Annotated in this window: 18 protein-coding genes; 7 read left to right on the top strand and 11 right to left on the bottom strand. The window is 33.6% G+C overall.

Annotated features, from left to right (window positions below):
- Positions 1-13 precede the first annotated feature (13 nt).
- The 4 genes from ACFQ1Q_RS06800 to trmB form a co-directional block, all read right to left on the bottom strand.
- Complete coding sequence (locus tag ACFQ1Q_RS06800; RefSeq protein ID WP_386129269.1) at positions 14-1156, bottom strand: Mrp/NBP35 family ATP-binding protein; 1143 nt, start codon at positions 1154-1156, stop codon at positions 14-16.
- Positions 1157-1318: 162 nt separating this feature from the next.
- The gene (locus tag ACFQ1Q_RS06795; RefSeq protein ID WP_386129267.1) at positions 1319-1651 is read right to left on the bottom strand and encodes an MGMT family protein; all 333 of its coding nucleotides are present in this window, start codon (positions 1649-1651) and stop codon (positions 1319-1321) included.
- A gap of 1 nt (position 1652) precedes the next feature.
- Positions 1653-2285 (bottom strand): LysE family transporter, encoded by a 633-nt coding sequence (locus ACFQ1Q_RS06790; protein WP_386129265.1) that lies wholly within the window; start codon positions 2283-2285, stop codon positions 1653-1655.
- 3 nt (positions 2286-2288) lie between these two features.
- Positions 2289-2963 carry a tRNA (guanosine(46)-N7)-methyltransferase TrmB gene (trmB, locus tag ACFQ1Q_RS06785; RefSeq protein WP_386129263.1) on the bottom strand — a complete coding sequence of 225 codons (675 nt, stop codon included), beginning with the start codon at positions 2961-2963 and terminating at the stop codon, positions 2289-2291.
- A 77-nt stretch (positions 2964-3040) separates the two neighbouring features.
- Between trmB and ACFQ1Q_RS06780 the strand changes: the two genes are divergently transcribed.
- Positions 3041-4144: a glycosyltransferase gene (locus ACFQ1Q_RS06780; RefSeq protein WP_386129261.1), complete on the top strand. Its 1104-nt coding sequence runs from the start codon at positions 3041-3043 to the stop codon at positions 4142-4144.
- On the opposite strand, the gene ACFQ1Q_RS06775 is transcribed toward ACFQ1Q_RS06780, so the two are convergent.
- Both ACFQ1Q_RS06775 and ACFQ1Q_RS06770 read right to left on the bottom strand, forming a co-directional pair.
- Positions 4127-5167 carry a sensor histidine kinase gene (locus ACFQ1Q_RS06775; RefSeq protein ID WP_386129259.1) on the bottom strand — a complete coding sequence of 347 codons (1041 nt, stop codon included), beginning with the start codon at positions 5165-5167 and terminating at the stop codon, positions 4127-4129. The genes ACFQ1Q_RS06780 and ACFQ1Q_RS06775 overlap by 18 nt on opposite strands.
- Positions 5167-5853 (bottom strand): response regulator transcription factor, encoded by a 687-nt coding sequence (locus tag ACFQ1Q_RS06770; RefSeq protein WP_386129257.1) that lies wholly within the window; start codon positions 5851-5853, stop codon positions 5167-5169. Before ACFQ1Q_RS06770 ends, ACFQ1Q_RS06775 begins: the two co-directional genes overlap by 1 nt.
- Positions 5854-6080: 227 nt before the next feature.
- Between ACFQ1Q_RS06770 and ACFQ1Q_RS06765 the strand changes: the two genes are divergently transcribed.
- From ACFQ1Q_RS06765 to ACFQ1Q_RS06755, 3 genes are all read left to right on the top strand, one after another.
- Complete coding sequence (locus ACFQ1Q_RS06765; RefSeq protein WP_386129255.1) at positions 6081-8381, top strand: lamin tail domain-containing protein; 2301 nt, start codon at positions 6081-6083, stop codon at positions 8379-8381.
- A gap of 71 nt (positions 8382-8452) precedes the next feature.
- Complete coding sequence (locus tag ACFQ1Q_RS06760; RefSeq protein WP_386129253.1) at positions 8453-9433, top strand: LuxE/PaaK family acyltransferase; 981 nt, start codon at positions 8453-8455, stop codon at positions 9431-9433.
- Between the two features lie 41 nt (positions 9434-9474).
- Positions 9475-9915: a YHS domain-containing (seleno)protein gene (locus ACFQ1Q_RS06755; RefSeq protein ID WP_386129251.1), complete on the top strand. Its 441-nt coding sequence runs from the start codon at positions 9475-9477 to the stop codon at positions 9913-9915.
- Between the two features lie 109 nt (positions 9916-10024).
- Here ACFQ1Q_RS06755 and tyrS read toward each other — a convergent pair whose 3' ends face one another.
- Positions 10025-11323 carry a tyrosine--tRNA ligase gene (tyrS, locus tag ACFQ1Q_RS06750; RefSeq protein ID WP_386129249.1) on the bottom strand — a complete coding sequence of 433 codons (1299 nt, stop codon included), beginning with the start codon at positions 11321-11323 and terminating at the stop codon, positions 10025-10027.
- 129 nt (positions 11324-11452) lie between these two features.
- On the opposite strand from tyrS, the gene ACFQ1Q_RS06745 reads away from it, so the two are divergent.
- The gene (locus ACFQ1Q_RS06745; protein WP_386129247.1) at positions 11453-12472 is read left to right on the top strand and encodes an NAD-dependent epimerase/dehydratase family protein; all 1020 of its coding nucleotides are present in this window, start codon (positions 11453-11455) and stop codon (positions 12470-12472) included.
- Here ACFQ1Q_RS06745 and ACFQ1Q_RS06740 read toward each other — a convergent pair.
- From ACFQ1Q_RS06740 to ACFQ1Q_RS06730, 3 genes are read right to left on the bottom strand one after another with little or no spacing between them, the layout of a single operon-like run.
- Positions 12469-12924 carry a DUF4296 domain-containing protein gene (locus ACFQ1Q_RS06740; RefSeq protein ID WP_386129245.1) on the bottom strand — a complete coding sequence of 152 codons (456 nt, stop codon included), beginning with the start codon at positions 12922-12924 and terminating at the stop codon, positions 12469-12471. The two genes, ACFQ1Q_RS06745 and ACFQ1Q_RS06740, sit on opposite strands and share 4 nt — an antisense overlap.
- Positions 12925-14268 (bottom strand): dihydroorotase, encoded by a 1344-nt coding sequence (locus ACFQ1Q_RS06735; protein WP_386129244.1) that lies wholly within the window; start codon positions 14266-14268, stop codon positions 12925-12927.
- 3 nt (positions 14269-14271) lie between these two features.
- A complete protein-coding gene (locus tag ACFQ1Q_RS06730; RefSeq protein ID WP_386129242.1) occupies positions 14272-14994 on the bottom strand; it encodes a polyprenol monophosphomannose synthase in 723 nt (240 codons plus the stop codon).
- Positions 14995-15101: 107 nt separating this feature from the next.
- Here ACFQ1Q_RS06730 and ACFQ1Q_RS06725 point away from each other — a divergent pair, with 107 nt between their 5' ends.
- The gene (locus ACFQ1Q_RS06725) at positions 15102-15755 is read left to right on the top strand and encodes a DUF4271 domain-containing protein (protein WP_386129241.1); all 654 of its coding nucleotides are present in this window, start codon (positions 15102-15104) and stop codon (positions 15753-15755) included.
- Between the two features lie 16 nt (positions 15756-15771).
- Positions 15772-16518, top strand: a complete 747-nt coding sequence (locus ACFQ1Q_RS06720) for a uroporphyrinogen-III synthase (RefSeq protein ID WP_386129239.1) — start codon at positions 15772-15774, stop codon at positions 16516-16518.
- 80 nt (positions 16519-16598) lie between these two features.
- Here ACFQ1Q_RS06720 and pckA read toward each other — a convergent pair whose 3' ends face one another.
- Entirely contained in the window at positions 16599-18215 is a 1617-nt protein-coding gene (gene pckA / locus ACFQ1Q_RS06715) for a phosphoenolpyruvate carboxykinase (ATP) (protein ID WP_386129237.1), read from the bottom strand.
- Positions 18216-18256 lie beyond the last annotated feature (41 nt).

Genomic DNA, 18256 nt, shown 5'->3' with positions numbered 1-18256 from the left:
TTCTACACGAATTTTATTTCTTTTTTACGGCAGAACATCCTGCCATTGTTGTAATTTTTATAGCCTCGGTTTCAGGTAAGTTTTTGTTACGAAAAACAACTTGCTCTACGACACTTTTTGTTATGTCTTGAAAAGCATTTTCTGTTGGTGTTGCTGTTTGTAAAGCAGCAGGACGACCGACATCGCCAGCTTCGCGAATACTTTGAACAATTGGTACTTCACCCAAAAATGGTACTTCTAAATCTTCGGCCAAGTGTTTTGCGCCTTCCTTACCAAATATGTAATATTTATTTTCTGGCAACTCATCTGGTGTAAAATAAGCCATGTTTTCTATGATACCTAGAACAGGAACGTTAATACTTTCTTGTTGAAACATCGCCACTCCTTTTTTAGCATCTGCTAAAGCTACATTTTGTGGTGTACTTACTACAACAGCACCTGTTATAGGTAAGGCTTGCATAATGCTTAGATGAATATCACCTGTTCCTGGTGGTAAATCTAAAAGAAGAAAATCGAGCTCGCCCCAAGCGGCATCAAAAATCATTTGATTTAAAGCTTTGCTTGCCATTGGTCCACGCCAAATAACGGCTTGGTCTGGTTTTGTAAAAAAACCAATAGATAAGACTTTAACGCCGTAATTTTCTACAGGTTTCATTTTTGATTTACCGTCTACATTTACAGAAAGTGGTCTTTCGCTTGCGACATCAAACATTATTGGGATTGATGGTCCGTAAATATCTGCGTCTAAAACACCAACTTTAAAGCCCATTTTAGATAATGTTACAGCCAAATTTGCTGTTACAGTAGATTTACCAACGCCACCTTTACCCGATGCTACAGCCACAATATTTGATATACCAGGAATTGGTTTACCTTTAATTTCGTTTGTTTGTTTTGGCGCTGCTGGAGCTTCAACCTTGATGTTGACTTTTATTTTTGCCTTTTCGTAGACTTCGCGGTGAATGGTTTGTAAAATTTCGACCTCCGTTTTTTTACGTGCTTGTAGGCTCGGATTTTTAATAGTAATGTCTACAATAACCTCGTCAGCAAAAGTAACGACGTTTGTTACCGCACCACTATCTACCATATTTTGACCTTCGCCAGGTACAGTTATGGTTTTAAGTGCGTTAAGTATGTCTTGTTTGTTAAGTTTCATATTTTAAAATTTGTCAAAAGATTTTTGCGCTATTTCATAGGCATTAGACTTGACATATCTTTATTAAGATTAATTCTAAATGCAAAGATACTATGAAAAAATGGGAATTTTCGTTAAGAATATTGAAAAGTAAAATGGTAAGATTTAGGTCTTAAATAGCAACTATTTTAGCTCTTCTGAAGGATTCCAAAAAATAGATTCTAAATTTTGAATTTGATTGTCTTTAACAACTACACCTTCATTTTCTAAAAGCTGTTGCATGAGATTAACACCTTTAAAATGATGTTTACCTGTGAGTAAACCTTTTCTATTAACAACGCGATGAGCAGGAACATCCTTATCATGGGAATTGTTCATGGCATAACCGACTATGCGTGCACTTTTTAATGCACCCAAAAAATTAGCAATAGCTCCATAACTGGTTACTCTACCATAAGGTATTTGTCTTACCACGTCGTACACACGTTCAAAAAAGGATTCAGTCTCTGGTTTCATCTTAAATTTCTCTAAGAATATTTATAAATGTAATTAAAGCGACTAAACCTGTTACGCTACCTATAATATAATTCATATTTTTTTGTGAAGTAAAGGCTTTATCTTTTATTCTATCAAAGAAAAAAATATAGACATATAGCATTACAAATGTACCCATAGCTGCTCCTGTAACATAAGTTATTATGCTTATACGTTCAAAATCCATAACTCCAAAAGATGCTAATGTTATAGTCATATAGGCTTGATACGGAATAGGAAATACATTTAATGAAGACAGTAACATACCATAAAAAAAACGGCCTTTTTTACTTTTTACCTCAACTTCGGCTTCTTGCTTTTTTTCTTGCTTAGAAGCTAGAACCAAAAAATAAATAGTTATAAGCACAAAAATCACGAATGCCACACGTTGTAAAATCTCTACGATATCTGGCCTATTACTTAAATATCTTGAAAAAATGGCAGCAATATACGTCTGAATAAAAACCACCAAACACACACCAGTAGAAAACATAACACCTCGACCTGCACCTTCTTTAAGGCTAATTTTAGCGGCAGTCATATTTAGCAATCCTGGAGGAACAACACCAATTAAGGCCACAAAAAGCCCGAGAAAAAAGATAATAGTTATACTCAAGATTTAGTTGATTTTAAATCTAATATACGTAATTGCCTTGTCTTTCTCTAAGTATTGATTTTCGTAAAAGGTTTGTATTTGTGTTACTTCTTCAGGACTTCCTTCTTGTTTATAGACATTATGATTTGCATAAATCACCTCATAACCTGCGCCATGAAGCAAACCTAAGGTGTATCCGTGCATAAACTCACTATCAGTTTTAAGGTGCATCAAACCATCTGGTTTAAGCACTTTTTTGTAACGTTCCAAAAATTGAAGATTAGTCATTCTGTGCTTGGTACGCTTGTATTTTATTTGTGGGTCTGGAAACGTAATCCAAATTTCATCAACTTCATTTTCCGCAAAAGCGTATTCAATTAATTCTATTTGAGTTCTAATAAATTTTGCGTTTGTAATACCTTCTTCTAAAGCAGTTTTTGCTCCACGCCAAAAACGTGCTCCTTTAATATCGATACCAATAAAATTTTTGTTTGGATAACGCTGTGCCAAGCCAACGGTATATTCGCCTTTACCACAACCCAACTCTAAAACAATAGGGTTATCGTTTTTAAAAATTTCTGAACTCCAATTGCCCTTTGGTTTAAAATTTCCTTCAACAAGCTCTTCCCGTTTTGGCTGAAAGACATTTTCGAAGGTTTCATTTTCTTGAAACCGTTTTAATTTATTTTTACTTCCCACGATGATTTAATATTTCGGCAAAATTAAGCAAACATTTTAGGTTTATCTTTGGTCAATAATCGACATTTTAAAAATAAGTGGCAATTACAGCTGAATCCTCTTCTAACTATAACCATAAAATGACAACCAATCCTGAACAAAAAAGAATTCTGGTAGCACCTTTGCATTGGGGTTTGGGTCATGCTACGCGTTGTATTCCTATAATTAAGGCTTTGCTAGAGCATAATTTTGAACCGATTATAGCTTCTGATGGCGCGGCTTTAGATTTATTAAAAAAAGAGTTTCCTATTTTAAAGTTCTTTGAATTACCATCATATAATATTTCATATCCTAAAAATGAAAAGCATTTAAAATGGCACTTTTTAAAATCTATTCCGCATTTTTTAAAAACAATTAAACGTGAAAAAGCAGTTGTAAAAAAAATTGTTGAAACCGAAAAATTAACTGGAATTATTTCTGATAATCGTTTTGGTGTTTGGCACAACGAAATTCCTTGTGTTTATATAACGCATCAGATTAATGTTTTAAGCGGAAATACGACTTGGTTGACAAGTAAAATTCATCAAAATATCATCGCAAAATTTGATGAATGTTGGATACCTGATTTTGAAAGCAAACCAAATTTAAGCGGAAAACTCGGGCATCCGAAAGCAAAGTTTCCCAACCTGAAATATATTGGACCATTGAGCCGATTTCATAGAGAAATGTCTGAAGAGACTATTGATAAATTAGTGATTCTTTCTGGTCCCGAACCTCAACGAAGCATTCTAGAAGGTAAATTAATTTCGCTTTTAAAATCTAAAAAAGAAAACATTGTAATTGTAAGAGGAATTGTTGAAGAAGAACAAAACATAACTGAAATTAAGAATATTAAGCTCTATAATTTTATGACAAGTATCGAGTTAGAATCTACAATTATTAAAAGTAAGTTGGTTATTTCTCGTTCGGGCTACACAACAATTATGGACTTAGCCAAGCTCAAAAAAAAAGCAATCTTTATTCCAACACCTGGACAATTTGAACAATTGTATTTAGCAGAATATTTTTTAAAACTTAAAATTATTCCAAGTTTTCTTCAAGATAATATTACTGCTAAAGATTTAGAATGGAATCCTAATTTTTCAGGATTTAAGTTTAAAGAAAGTGTAATTGATTTTGAAAATTTATTCAGCCTTTTCTAGAGTAAACGAAAACTCACTACCAACACCAGGCTCACTTTCTACATAAATTTTTTCGTTGTGTGCTTCGATAATATGCTTTACAATAGAAAGTCCCAAACCAGAGCCACCTTCTTTACGAGAGCCGCTTTTATCGACACGGTAAAAACGCTCAAATAATCGGCTAATATGTTCTTTTTCTATACCTTCACCATTATCGGTAACCCTGACAATAACTTTATTTTTTATAAGATTTTCAACGCTAACCTCAGTGGTGCCAAAGTCTAATCCGTATTTTATAGAATTAACGATAAGATTGCTTAATATTTGTTGAATACGCTCTTTATCTGCATGTACGTAAATTGGCGTTTTATAATCGATATCAAAGGTGAGTGTAATTTTCTTTTTCGCTGCTTTCATTTCAAACAAATCGAAAACGTTTTGTACAACTTCAACAATATCAAATTTTTCATATTCTAAACTTAAATCACCAACTTCGAGTTTGGTAATCATATCTAAATCCTTAAGAATATAGGTTAAGCGTTCTACTCCTTTACTTGCGCGACTAAGGTATTTTTTACGAACCTTTTTATCATCAATGGCACCATCTAATAATGTCTCTATGTAGCCTTGAACTGTGAAAAGTGGTGTTTTAAGCTCGTGAGAAACGTTTCCTAAAAATTCTTTTCTGTACTCTTCACGAACTTTTAAAGTTTCAATTTCAATTTTTTTTCCTTTAGCATATCTATCAATTTCTTTAGTTAGTGTAGACATGTCTGTGGTTATGGGATGTTGCCTAAAATCTTTTGATTCTAACAGCGTTAAATCGTCATAGATTTTTTTTACACGTCGGTAAATAAAACGCTCTACTCTGTATTGCGTTACTACAAAACATATAGCGAAACATGCAAAAGGAAACAAAAAAAACTCACTATCTAAATCATGAAAATAGTATAAAAATAATGCCATAAAAATACTAGCCAAAATGGTTATGAAGGCTGAAGTTTTTATAGCAAACTTATATGTTTTTTTGAGAGAATTTTGCATTAGTCTACAAACTTGTAACCAACGCCTTTAACGGTTTTAAAGGATTTATCACCAATTTTTTCACGAAGTTTACGGATGTGTACATCGATAGTTCTACCACCAACAACAACCTCATTACCCCAAACTTTGTTTAGGATTTCTTCGCGTTTAAACACTTTATTGGGCTTGGTTGCTAGTAAAGATAACAATTCGAACTCTTTTCTTGGCAGTATAATTTCTTTGCCTTTTTTGGTAATTTTATATTCTTCTCTATTGATAATAAGATTACCTATTTTGGTTATACTGTCGGTATTAGATTCTGTTTCTTTAAGACGTCTAAGCAAAGCCTTAACTTTACTTACCAAAACTTTTGGTTTTATGGGTTTTGTAATATAATCATCTGCACCAGCATCAAAACCTGCCACTTGAGAATAGTCTTCTCCTCTTGCTGTTAAAAAAGTAATGATAACGTTTTGTAAGTCCGGAATTTCCCTAATTTTTTCACAAGCCTCAATACCATCCATCTCTGGCATCATTACATCCAAAATAATTAGATGTGGCTTATAAGATTTGGCTTTCTCTACTGCTTCAACTCCATTTTCGGCTGTCATCACCTGATAACCTTCAGAAGATAAATTGTAGCCTACAATTTCTAAAATATCGGTCTCATCATCAACCAATAATATTTTGATATTACTTTTTTTCAAAATGAAAATTTTTATTCAATTGTAAATATAAATCATATATCGCTTATGCCAAGTTAAAAAGAAAAATTGATGATTTAAAACGAATGCATAGGTTCAAATACCTAAATGTTCGACAAACTGAAATTCTATATTAAGTTATTGTAAATATGACCTTAATTTGAGTTTTTGAGCTCAAAAACAACGCGCCTATTTGTATATTTGTAGCACTTTTAAATTAATTATCTATTATGAAAAAACTTTACTTTTTATTATTAACAATTTTATTTTCTGCTGCTGGTTTTTGTCAAGGCACTGAAACTTTTGACAATTTTGCAGAAACAGGCACGTCATATGCTAATGGCACTTTTGAGGGTCAAGATGGTTCAACTTGGACATACAATCAATCGCGCGGAGACCAAAGCATAACTGGAAAATCTATTATGCTTGGAAGAAACAGAAGTCCACAAGCTGAAGTTTTCTCAGGGACAATTTCCGGAGGAATTGGCACTCTTTCTTTCAATTACCAAAGAACATTTAGTACAAATGTAAATCTTAATGTTTTAGTAAATGATGTAATTGTAGGGAACGTAACTTCTACAGATGGTACTGTGCAAAATTCAGGAACGATAACAGTTAATCAGCCTGGGAATTTTGTTTTAAAGTTTATCAGCGCAAACAATAGCGATGGTCAAGTAACAATCGATGATATTACATGGACAAATTTTTCTACATCTTGCGGTGTAATTCTAGGCACGGCGTCTTATACTTGTAATTCTAACAATGTTGGCGATACCAATGATTCTGTTATAGTTAATATTCCTTACACTGGCTCTGATATGGGTATTACTTCTGTAACGACAACTAGTGGCGGTACTGTAACTGGAGATAACCCAGCTACAACTGCTGATGGAACTATCTCAATTACAAACTTAATCGAAGGAGATTCATGGGATATTGTTTTAAACGGAGGTGATTGTGATACATTTTCTGTATCAGGTACTGTTCCTGCGGCTGAATGTGACCCAATACCAAATACTTGCTTTGATTTAAGCAATGGAATGAATAATTTTGAACTGGTTGTTGTAACACCAAACTCACAATCTGATGAGTGGTCTTTATCTAACGGAACATATTCTATGAATGGTTTCTGTGGTGGTGGTTGTACTGAATCGATAGAAACCTGGATGGTTTTTGGACCTTTAGATATGACTGGAGTTACTGATTTAGCTCTATCTTTTGATGCTACAGAAAGTTTTGGAGTTACAGACTTGGTATTCGCATATACAGATTCTTATAGCGGCTGTCCTTCTACAACCTCATGGACAACTGCACAAACAATAACAGATGCAGGTTCTTATGATGTTAACTTATCTATGGCTACAGGAACAAATGTATACATTGGCGTACAATATTTAGATGATGGTGCTGATGGATATTCTGGATGGAATCTTTCTAATGTATCTTTAGATGCCTTTGGAAATTGTCCATCACTTGGTATGGTAGTTCCATCTAGTTGTGCTGTTTGCGATATTACTTTAGGAACTGCTACTTACACATGTGATACAAACAATTCTGGTGCCAACAATGATCAAGTTACAGTTAACATACCTTATACCGGTGTAGAAAATACAATAGTTAATATAACAACTTCTGTCCAAGCTGTTATTTCAGGAGATGACCCAAGCATTACTGCTGACGGTACAATTACGCTTCTTGGTTTATCTGAAGGAGATGCTTGGGACATAACAATAAATGGCGGTGATTGTGACGGCACAACGCTTTCAGGAATGGTTCCAGCTACAAACTGCGATCCTCAATTTATTGTAATTAATGAAATTTTGGCAGATCCTGATGGAACTACAGGCGATGCCAACGGCGACGGTACAGTAAGCACTACAGAAGACGAATTCATTGAAATCTATAATACAGGAGTAGATGATATAAATCTTGAAGGTTATACAATCTCAGATCTTACACAGGTAAGACACACATTCCCAGTTGGAGCCACTATTGCTGCAGGTGACTATTATACTATTTTTGGTGGCGGAATGGTAAGCAACCGAGCTAACACAAATTCTGTAGCTTCTAGCGGAAGCTTAGGTCTTAACAACGGCGGAGACACCGTAACTATAACGAATAACTCTGGTGTAATTGTTGCTAGTGTAACCTATGGCGGAGAAGCAGGCAACAATCAATCTATAGCAAGAAATCCTGACTTTACAGGTGCTTTTGTAGAGCATACTTCAATTATGTCTAATCCTGAAGCATTTTCTCCAGGTAGAAGTAATGAAACAGCATTATCTGTAAATGATTTTAATGAAAATCAATTCTCAATCTTCCCTAACCCAACAAACACCGGAGAAATTACTATTTCTTCTATAAACACTACAGCAATGACTGTAACAGTTTACGATATGTTAGGAAAAAAAGTTAAAAACGAAACAATTTCTAATAACAGATTAAACGTTTCTAACTTAAAGTCAGGAATCTATTTATTAAGAATCACTCAAGATGGTGCAACAAGCACTAAGAAATTAGTGATTAGATAAGCATAAAGATTTTTTAAGTCTAAAAAGCGCTACCCATTGGTAGCGCTTTTTGTTTTGCTTAATTTTACAACATGATAGAAACGGACAGAATTTTCAATATAACTTCAGAAAAAGAATTTAAAGAATTAGCCTTAAAGGTCTTTAAATTTCAGTTTGAAAATAATCCAGTCTATCGTTCATTTTGCGATTTGTTATTTAAGCATCCTTCCGACATAAATACTATTGAAGACATCCCGTTTTTACCCATTCAGTTTTTTAAATCCCATGAGGTTTTAAGCGCAAGACATCCTATACAAAAAACCTTTACGAGTTCTGGTACTACAGGAAGTACAACAAGTAAACATCATGTTACCGATTTAGAGATTTACCAAAAAAGCTTTAAAAAAGGGTTTAGTCATTTTTATGGAAATATTGAACAATATGCTGTTTTAGCACTTCTGCCAAGTTACCTAGAGCGTGATGGATCTTCTTTAATTTATATGGCAGATGATTTGATTAAAGCCTCCAAACATCCTAAAAGCGGCTTTTATCTTAACAATTTAAGTGAAATCGTTCACACATTAAAAAACCTTGAAGCCGAAGGTCAAAAAACATTACTTATTGGGGTGTCATTTGCTTTGTTAGATATTGTTGAAAGCTTCAAAATAAAATTAAATAATTCCATTATTATGGAAACGGGTGGCATGAAAGGTCGTAGAAAAGAAATGATACGAACAGAGCTGCATGAGATTTTAAAAAAGGGTTTTGGAGTTAATAAAATTCATAGTGAATATGGCATGACTGAGCTTCTTAGCCAAGCTTATTCAAAGGGTAACGGAATATTTAATTGTCCGCCATGGATGAAAGTTTTAACGCGCGATACTGAAGATGCACTCACCATTCAATCTAAAGGAAAATCTGGCGGATTAAATATAATAGATTTGGCTAATATCAATTCGTGCTCATTTATTGCCACACAAGACTTAGGTAAAGTTTACAGCGATAATTCGTTTGAAGTTTTAGGCCGTTTTGACAATTCTGATATTCGCGGATGTAACCTAATGGTTTTGTAAGTTCTATCGTTTGTTTTCGTCTTAAGTGAAAATTAGAAACTATGAAACTTACATTAGCTATATTATGTCTTTCCGTTTTTAGCTTAAATGCACAATCCATCGATTACAATCTTAAACGTGGCTATGTTGCAGAAGGCTATGACGTGGTTGCTTATTTTAAAAATAAGGCCGTTGTAGGTGATAAAAAATACGAAACCACTTATGATAATGTAAAGTATAAATTTTCTTCTAAAGAAAATTTAAATGCATTTTTAAAGACTCCAAAAAAATACATTCCACAATACGGCGGCTATTGCGCTTATGCCATTGCGGTCGATTCTAAAAAAGTGGATATTGACCCCGAAACATTTGAAATTAGAGACGGAAAGCTTTATCTATTCTACAATTCATGGGGAATAAATACACTAAAAAAATGGAAAAAAAATAATGTGAAAGGTTTACAGAAAAAAGCCGACTTAAATTGGGAGGCTATTAAAAATTAATTTTTTTGACATTAAGTTTCTATGAAAAAGAAAATTAATAAATAGTTGAAAGTTGATTGATTGGTTGAAAATGCTCGGAGACTTCTCCGGGCATTTTTTTTCCATAAAACTAAACTACTTTAATGATGTAAGTAATACGTTTCCCTTTATTAAGGATAACATACTTACCATTTATTAAATCTTCTGAAGAAATGATATAATCTTCGTTTACTTTCTCTTTGTTTACAGAGACGGAGTTTTCTTTAAGTGCGCGACGTGCTTCGCCATTAGAGCTTAAAAAATCTGTTTTGGCTGCTAAAGCTGCAATCATATCTAAACCTGCATCAAAATCTGCCTTAGAAATTTCTGCTTGAGGCACACCTTCAAAGACATCTAAAAACGTTTTTTCGTCTATAGTTGCAATATCTGTTTTAAATGACTTGCTGAATAAAACGTTAGATGCTTTTTCAGCATTTTTAAAATCGTCTTCAGAATGAACCATCGAAGTAATCTCTTGTGCTAATCGCTTTTGAAGTCCTCTTAAATGCGGTGCTTCTTTATGAGTTTCAACAATAGTTTCAACCTCTTCTTGATTTAAAAATGTAAAAATCTTGATATACTTTTCTGCATCTTCATCACTAGAATTTAACCAATATTGGTAAAACTTATAAGGCGATGTGCGCTTAGCATCTAACCAAACATTTCCGCCTTCGGACTTACCAAATTTAGAACCATCACTTTTAGTAATTAATGGACATGTAATTGCAAAACCCTTTCCATTACCAATACGACGAATCAATTCTGTGCCAGTCGTAATATTTCCCCATTGGTCGCTTCCGCCCATTTGTATGGTGCAATTATCCGCTCTATATAGGTGTAAAAAGTCGTAGCCTTGTACCAATTGGTAGGTGAATTCGGTAAAACTCATTCCGTCACTGGACGATTCTCCAGAAATTCTATTCTTCACAGAGTCCTTAGCCATCATGTAGTTTACGGTGATGTGCTTACCAACATCACGTATAAATTCTAGGAATGAAAATTCCTTCATCCAGTCATAATTATTTACCAATTTTGCTGCGTTTGGTGCATCACTTTCAAAATCTAAAAAATGAGCTAATTGCAGTTTAATTGCTTCTTGATTATGACGCAAAGTTGTTTCGTCTAACAAATTACGCTCGCTAGATTTTCCTGATGGGTCACCAATCATACCTGTTGCACCACCAACTAAAGCCACTGGTTGGTGTCCGCAACGTTGGTAATGAGCTAATAACATAATTGGAACCAAATTTCCGATATGGAGAGAATCTGCCGTTGGATCAAAACCCACGTAAGCGCTTCGCATAGTTTCGGCTAAATGCTCTTCAACGCCTGGCATACTGTCGTGCAACATGCCTCTCCATTTTAACTCTTCAACAAAATTCTTATCCATCAGATGTTTAATTTCAAAATTAGTTTGGCAAAGATATGTTTCCACTGCAAAACACAAAAGACAAATGCAAAAAAGCGTAACTTTACTCAATAATCGAGATTTTTATATAGAAAACTCAATCTATTTTTTATGATTTTAGTCACTGGCGGAACAGGTTTAGTAGGTTCTCATTTGCTTTACAAATTACTTCAGACCGAAGAAAAAATAAGAGCAACTTACAGACGTGCTCATAAATTAGACGCCGTAAAACATGTGTTTAGCTATTATTCTGAAAATTGGGAAACGCTTTACAGTAAAATTGAATGGGTTGAAGCTGATATCATCGATATCCCAAGACTACAAAAAGTATTTAAAGATGTTGAATACGTTTATCACTGTGCCGCATTTATTTCATTTGAACCAAACAAATATCCTGAATTACGTAAAATTAATATTGAAGGTACAGCAAACATAGTAAACCTGTGTATTACAAATAAAATTAAAAAATTATGCTACGTGAGTTCGATTGCAGCTATCGGACAAACAGTAAACCCTGAAATATTAATAATTGAAGATACGGCTTGGAATCCCGAAGACGACAATAGCGTTTACGCTATTACAAAATATGGTGCTGAGCTTGAAGTTTGGCGAGGAACACAAGAAGGTTTAGATGCAATAATTGTAAATCCTGGGATTATTTTAGGACCAGGTTTTTGGCGTAATGGAGGAAGTGGCAGTTTGTTTCACCAGATTTACAAAGGCTTAGCATTTTACACAAAAGGTGGCTCTAGCTATGTTGATGTGTTTGATGTTGTAGATATTATGGTGCAACTGATGCAAAGTGATATTAAAAACGAAGGTTATATTTTAATTTCGGAAAATATGAGCTTTAAAGATTTTACTGAAATTACCGCTGAAGCGTTAGGTGTCTCTAAAAAACAAAAATTGGTAAAGCCGTGGCAACTTTCCATTTTATGGCGATTGGATTGGCTAAAACAAAAAGTGTTTGGAAAGCGCAGGCGCTTGTCGAAGCAATTAGCAAACACACTGACATCTGTCACATTACATGATAATTCTAAAATAAAAAATGCTTTAGATTTTGAGTTTAAATCTGTTACGGATTCAATTAAAAGAGTTTCAGAATTATATTTAAAAGATAAAAAGGTTTAATCTATTTTCTTTAAAGAAGAGTTTGCTTCCAAATTAGGATTTGCACGTTGCTTTACTTTAACATTTCTGATAGAATCTTTTTTTCGTTTTAGTTCTGCTTTTTCAGCATCTTGTATATCAACATAGCGTTGTTTTTCCGCGCTTAATCTGGCTTTTACGTTTTCCATAATAGCCTTATAATCCTCTATATCATGAGCATAATAATTATTACTTTGAGCAAATTGTAAGCTATCTATACTGTATTTATCTAAAATATAAGCTTCAGGATTTATCTTTTCGGCCTCAAGCTTTTTACGGTTAACTCCTTTAGCTGAGGTGACTACAAACATATCGTATAAGACCTCTACCATCTTATCTTTTGCTATAAGATTATCGGGTTTTTTTGGTCTAAATCCAGGCTCGCAACCTATAAAAACTAATCCCAAAACTAATATGTAGAGTAGATGTTTCATTTATCTTGTAAATGTCAGTCTTTTTGCTGCTTTAACGTCTAAAACTTTAAAGTTATTATAAACCAACTGACCATTAACAAAAGTATGTGTTATTCGGCTTTTAAAGGTATTGCCTTCAAACGGAGACCAACCGCATTTGTATAAGATATTGCCTTTATTTACTGTCCAAGGATTTTGTAAATCTACCAAAACCAAATCTGCATAATAACCTTCTTTGATGTAACCTCGTTTTTCAACATCAAATAAAATAGCAGGATTATGCGCTGTTTTTTGTACTATTTGCTCTAAGGATATTTTTCCCTTGTGGTACATCTCTAATAAGGCGACAAATGCGTGTTGTACTAAAGGTCCGCCAGATGGTGCTTTGGTGTAAATATTTTCTTTTTCTTCATCCGTATGTGGTGCGTGGTCTGTTGCAATGACATCTATACGACCATCAAGTAAAGCCTTCCAAAGTCCTTCTTTATCATTTTCGGTTTTTACTGCAGGATTCCACTTTATTCGGCTACCTTTAGTTTTGTAATCTTTATCCGTAAACCATAAATGATGAATACAAACTTCTGCGGTTATTTTTTTGTCTTTAAGCGGAATTTTATTTGTAAATAACTCTGTTTCCTTAGCAGTTGATAAATGAAAAACATGCAAGCGTGCTCCTGTCTTTTTGGCAAGCTCAATGGCTTTAGACGATGATAAGTAGCATGCTTCTTCACTACGAATAATAGGATGCTTTTCCATTGGAATATCCTCACCGTATTCTTTTATATGCTCTGCTAAATTTTTACGAATAGTATCTTCATCCTCACAATGCACTGAAATCACCAAATCTGTGCTAGCAAAAATTTTCTCTAACACATTTGGGTCATCCACTAACATGTTTCCTGTTGAAGAGCCCAAAAATAATTTTAATCCTGCAACGGATTTGGGGTCGAGCTTTAAAATTTCATCTAGGTTATCATTAGTACCACCAAACATAAAAGAATAATTAGCATAAGCTGATTTAGCAGCCATTTCAAACTTTTCTTCAAGTTTTTCGATTGTTGTAGTTTGCGGATTTGTATTGGGCATCTCAATAAAAGAAGTAATTCCGCCAGCAACAGCCGCTTTAGATTCGGTTTCTATATTTGCTTTGTGTGTTAAACCAGGCTCTCTAAAATGCACTTGATCGTCAATCATACCAGGGAAGAGGTATTTTCCTTCGGCATCAATGACTTTAACGTCGGCAGATTTTACACTTATAGAATCGTCAACTTCTTTAATGATATCATTTTCGATAAGTATATCACCTTCAAAAATTTCGCCTTCGTTTACAATCTTAGCGTTTTTTATAAGTATTTGATTCGTCATAAATTATTTTTTGAATAAACTATTCCATTTAAGGCTAATTACACCAAAAATAGCTTCAGAAATTATACCGCTAGACATTTTTGATTTGCCTCTAATTCGATCTGTAAAGATAATGGGAATCTCAACAATTTTAAAGCCTTTTTTAAAGGCTTTAAATTTCATTTCAATTTGAAAGGCATACCCCACAAAATTAACATCATTAAGATTAATAGTTTCTAGAACTTTTCTTGTATAACACACAAATCCCGCTGTTGGGTCTTGCACACGCATGCCAGTAATTAATTTTACGTAAAAAGATGCGCCATAGGACAACAAAATTCGTGATAAAGGCCAGTTTACAACATTTACGCCTTTGATGTAACGCGAGCCAACAACTATATCTACATTTGGCAATGTTGCGTTATTATACAAACGTACGAGATCTTGTGGATTGTGAGAAAAATCGGCATCCATCTCAAAGATATACGCGTAGTTTTGAGACAAAGCCCATTTGAAACCATCAATATAAGCGGTACCTAATCCGTTTTTTTCAGCTCTACATAAAAGATGTAACTGAGCTTTGTATTGTTTTTGTAAAGATTTTACGATATCTGCAGTACCATCGGGAGAATTGTCATCAACCACTAAAACATGAAATATTTTTGGCAACCCAAAAACAGCTTCGATTACAGGTTTTATATTTTCCTTTTCGTTAAAGGTTGGTATGATGACAAGCGCATCGCTCATTATGGCCTTTTATTTTGAGCAAATGTAAGTATTTGCTATAAATATTGATGGAATACAGAGTAAGAATTAAAAAAAGCATTCTAAACATTAATCGTTAAATTTGTGCAATGCTAAGAGATTATTATACTCAAAATGTATTTATAGGCTTAATTGTATTTTGCCTTTTACTTGTGGTTTTAGCTAGTCAATTATTCAGCGCCCGATTTATCGATTTTGTATCTGTAATTTGGAACGATAGATACTCCAAACTTTATATTAGAGAGCGAAAAAAACTCGATATTTTTAATGGAATATTATTTCTTAATCTTATAATTTCTTGCGGTTTATTTCTTATAATTTGTTATAAAATTTTTCTGCAAGACATTGAAAATGAAAACCTTGCACTTATTTTTTTAATTTCTGGTTTGTTTTTAATGCTAATTTTAAAAATTACTCTTGAGCGTTTGGTTGCACACGCTTTTGAAATTACAGAAATGGTAAAAAATTATTTGTTTAGAAAAGCAACGTATAAAAATGTGTCAGGTTTAGTTTTACTTGCTGGAAATGTGTTACTTCTGTTTTCTACTCTTGATAAAAAAATGGTAATATTTTCAATAATTACATTGATTTTTTTAATAAATGTTATTGGATTTATAAGATTTTTTAAAGACTATCAAAAAGTATTGATTATAAATTTGTTTTATTTTTTATTGTATCTTTGCGCTCTCGAAATTGGACCTTATGTTATTTTGTATAAGGTAATTAAAGATTATTTCGCTTAAAAAAACGCGTTTGAGTATGAAAGTAAAAACGATATTGGTATCACAACCAGAGCCTAAAATTGAAAATTCTCCTTATTTCGATTTGCAAGAACGTCAGAAGGTAAAGGTAGATTTTAGACCGTTTATACATGTTGAAGGTGTCGATGCTAAAGACATAAGACAACAAAAAATTGACCTTTCAAAATTTACTGCAATTATTTTAACGAGTAGAAATTCTGTTGATCACTTTTTTAGAGTCGCAGACGAAATGCGTTTTAAAGTACCAGATTCGTTGAAATATTTCTGCCAGTCTGAAGCTGTTGCTTATTACTTACAGAAATATGTCGTATATAGAAAACGTAAAATCTATGTAGGTAAACGTACGTTTGAAGAATTATCGCCTTTAATTAAAAAACATAAAGACGAAAAGTTTTTACTACCTACTACAGATAAAGTAAAACCTATTATCCCTGAAACATTAGATAATTTAGGTGTTAAATGGACACAAGCTACATTTTACAAAACGGTAATTAGTGATTTATCAGATTTAGAAAATGTGACTTACGATATTTTGGTGTTCTTTAGTCCTTCTGGAATTGATTCTTTATTTCAGAATTTCCCAGATTTTAAACAAAATGATACTAGAATTGCAGTTTTTGGAAACACTACCATTAAAGCTGTTGAAGAAAAAGGCCTACGTGTAGATATTGCTGCACCAACACCAGAAACGCCATCAATGACTATGGCTTTAAAGAAATACATAACAGAGGCTAATAAAAAATAAGCTTTAGTAATTATAAATAAAAAAGCGATTTAATTCATAATGAATTAAATCGCTTTTTTTTGCTCTAAATTAAACTAAAATTAATACCCGTAACGTTGTGGTCCGCCACGTCTTATTTCTTCAGAAGCATAATCTTCGAACTGTTTAAAATTTTCACGAAATGCGTTTGATAATTTAAATGCCATTTTATAATACGCTTCATCATCATTCCATGTTTGTCTTGGACTTAATAGGCCACTTGGTACACCAGGACATTCTCTTGGTTGAGCTACTCCAAATACTGAATGTATATGGTAGTCGTCATAATTGTATAAACCTAAATCACCATTCAATACCGCAGTAATCATAGCGCGTGTATATTTTAATTTCATACGACTTCCAACACCATATGGTCCGCCACTCCAACCTGTATTTACTAACCATACGTTGACATTGGCGTCTTTCATTTTTTGGCTAAGCATTTCAGCATATTTTGTAGGATGTAAAGGCATAAATGGTGCACCAAAACATGCCGAAAATGACGGCTGTGGTTCTTTAACACCGGCTTCTGTTCCTGCAACTTTTGCAGTATATCCCGAAATAAAATGATAAGCTGCTTGACTTGGAGTTAACTTTGAAATTGGAGGCAATACTCCAAAGGCATCTGCTGTTAGAAAGAAAATATTCTTAGGATTATGTCCTATTGAAGGTTTTTTAATGTTGTCTATATGATAAATAGGATAACTAACTCTTGTATTTTGAGTAATAGACGTATCCGCAAAATCCACATTACCATCGGCTTTAAAAACGACGTTTTCTAAAATTGCCCCTGGTTTTATAGCACCAAAAATTTCTGGCTCTTCTTCTTCAGATAAATTAATCACTTTTGCGTAGCAACCGCCTTCAAAATTAAAGACAGAGTTTTCGCTTGTCCAACCGTGTTCGTCATCACCTATTAAACTTCTATCTGGATCAGTAGATAAAGTTGTTTTTCCTGTTCCAGAAAGTCCAAAGAATATTGCCGTATCTTCTTCTTTACCAACATTTGCACTACAATGCATTGGTAAGGTATTTTTAAAAACTGGAAGTATAAAGTTTAATGCAGAAAATATGCCTTTTTTAATTTCACCTGTATAACCTGTTCCGCCAATTAAGGCAATTTTTCTTGTAAAATCTAAAATAGCAAAATTGTGTTGACGTGTACCGTCAACTTCTGCATTTGCCATAAAGCCTGGTGCATTAACAATAGTCCATTCTGGATTAAAACTTTCGAGCTCCTCTTCTGTTGGTCTTAAAAACATGTTATATGCAAACATATTACTCCAAGGATACTCGTTTATGACACGGATTTTTAACTTGTAATTATCATCTGCACACGCGTAACTATCTCTAACAAAAACTTCCTTTTCAGACAAGTAATTAACGACTTTATTGTACAACTTCTTAAATTTATCGCTATCAAAAGGGATATTTATATCGCCCCACCAAACACGGTCCTTTGTAATATCATCTTTTACAATAAAACGATCTTTTGGAGAACGCCCAGTAAATTCGCCTGTGTTTACGGCTAGTGTTCCATTTGCAGTTTCTTTACCTTGCCCTTTTTCAACGGCAATAGCTTGTAGTTGTTTGGGCGATAATTGGTATCGGACGTTTGCGTTTTTAATCCCATATCTGTCTAACGAAATCGTTTTCGTAGATTGGTCTGATTTTACCATAATTGTTGTGTTGTTTTATGCTGCAAAAATAAAACTTTATT

Origin of the sequence: Winogradskyella litorisediminis (genome assembly GCF_042675765.1) — a bacterium.
Classification (GTDB): Bacteria; Bacteroidota; Bacteroidia; order Flavobacteriales; family Flavobacteriaceae; genus Winogradskyella; species Winogradskyella litorisediminis.
The sequence above is the reverse complement of the archived record's forward strand: the minus strand, read 5'-3'. Positions and strand labels throughout refer to the sequence as shown.

Bases quoted from the DNA above. Each gene is read 5' to 3' on its own strand.
- ACFQ1Q_RS06800 (WP_386129269.1), bottom strand. From the start codon at position 1,156: ATGAAACTTAACAAACAAGACATACTTAACGCACTTAAAACCATAACT.
- ACFQ1Q_RS06795 (WP_386129267.1), bottom strand. From the start codon at position 1,651: ATGAAACCAGAGACTGAATCCTTTTTTGAACGTGTGTACGACGTGGTA.
- ACFQ1Q_RS06775 (WP_386129259.1), bottom strand. From the start codon at position 5,167: ATGCAAAATTCTCTCAAAAAAACATATAAGTTTGCTATAAAAACTTCA.
- ACFQ1Q_RS06765 (WP_386129255.1), top strand. From the start codon at position 6,081: ATGAAAAAACTTTACTTTTTATTATTAACAATTTTATTTTCTGCTGCT.
- ACFQ1Q_RS06760 (WP_386129253.1), top strand. From the start codon at position 8,453: ATGATAGAAACGGACAGAATTTTCAATATAACTTCAGAAAAAGAATTT.
- ACFQ1Q_RS06755 (WP_386129251.1), top strand. From the start codon at position 9,475: ATGAAACTTACATTAGCTATATTATGTCTTTCCGTTTTTAGCTTAAAT.
- tyrS (WP_386129249.1), bottom strand. From the start codon at position 11,323: ATGGATAAGAATTTTGTTGAAGAGTTAAAATGGAGAGGCATGTTGCAC.
- ACFQ1Q_RS06745 (WP_386129247.1), top strand. From the start codon at position 11,453: ATGATTTTAGTCACTGGCGGAACAGGTTTAGTAGGTTCTCATTTGCTT.
- ACFQ1Q_RS06740 (WP_386129245.1), bottom strand. From the start codon at position 12,924: ATGAAACATCTACTCTACATATTAGTTTTGGGATTAGTTTTTATAGGT.
- ACFQ1Q_RS06735 (WP_386129244.1), bottom strand. From the start codon at position 14,268: ATGACGAATCAAATACTTATAAAAAACGCTAAGATTGTAAACGAAGGC.
- ACFQ1Q_RS06730 (WP_386129242.1), bottom strand. From the start codon at position 14,994: ATGAGCGATGCGCTTGTCATCATACCAACCTTTAACGAAAAGGAAAAT.
- ACFQ1Q_RS06725 (WP_386129241.1), top strand. From the start codon at position 15,102: ATGCTAAGAGATTATTATACTCAAAATGTATTTATAGGCTTAATTGTA.
- ACFQ1Q_RS06720 (WP_386129239.1), top strand. From the start codon at position 15,772: ATGAAAGTAAAAACGATATTGGTATCACAACCAGAGCCTAAAATTGAA.
- pckA (WP_386129237.1), bottom strand. From the start codon at position 18,215: ATGGTAAAATCAGACCAATCTACGAAAACGATTTCGTTAGACAGATAT.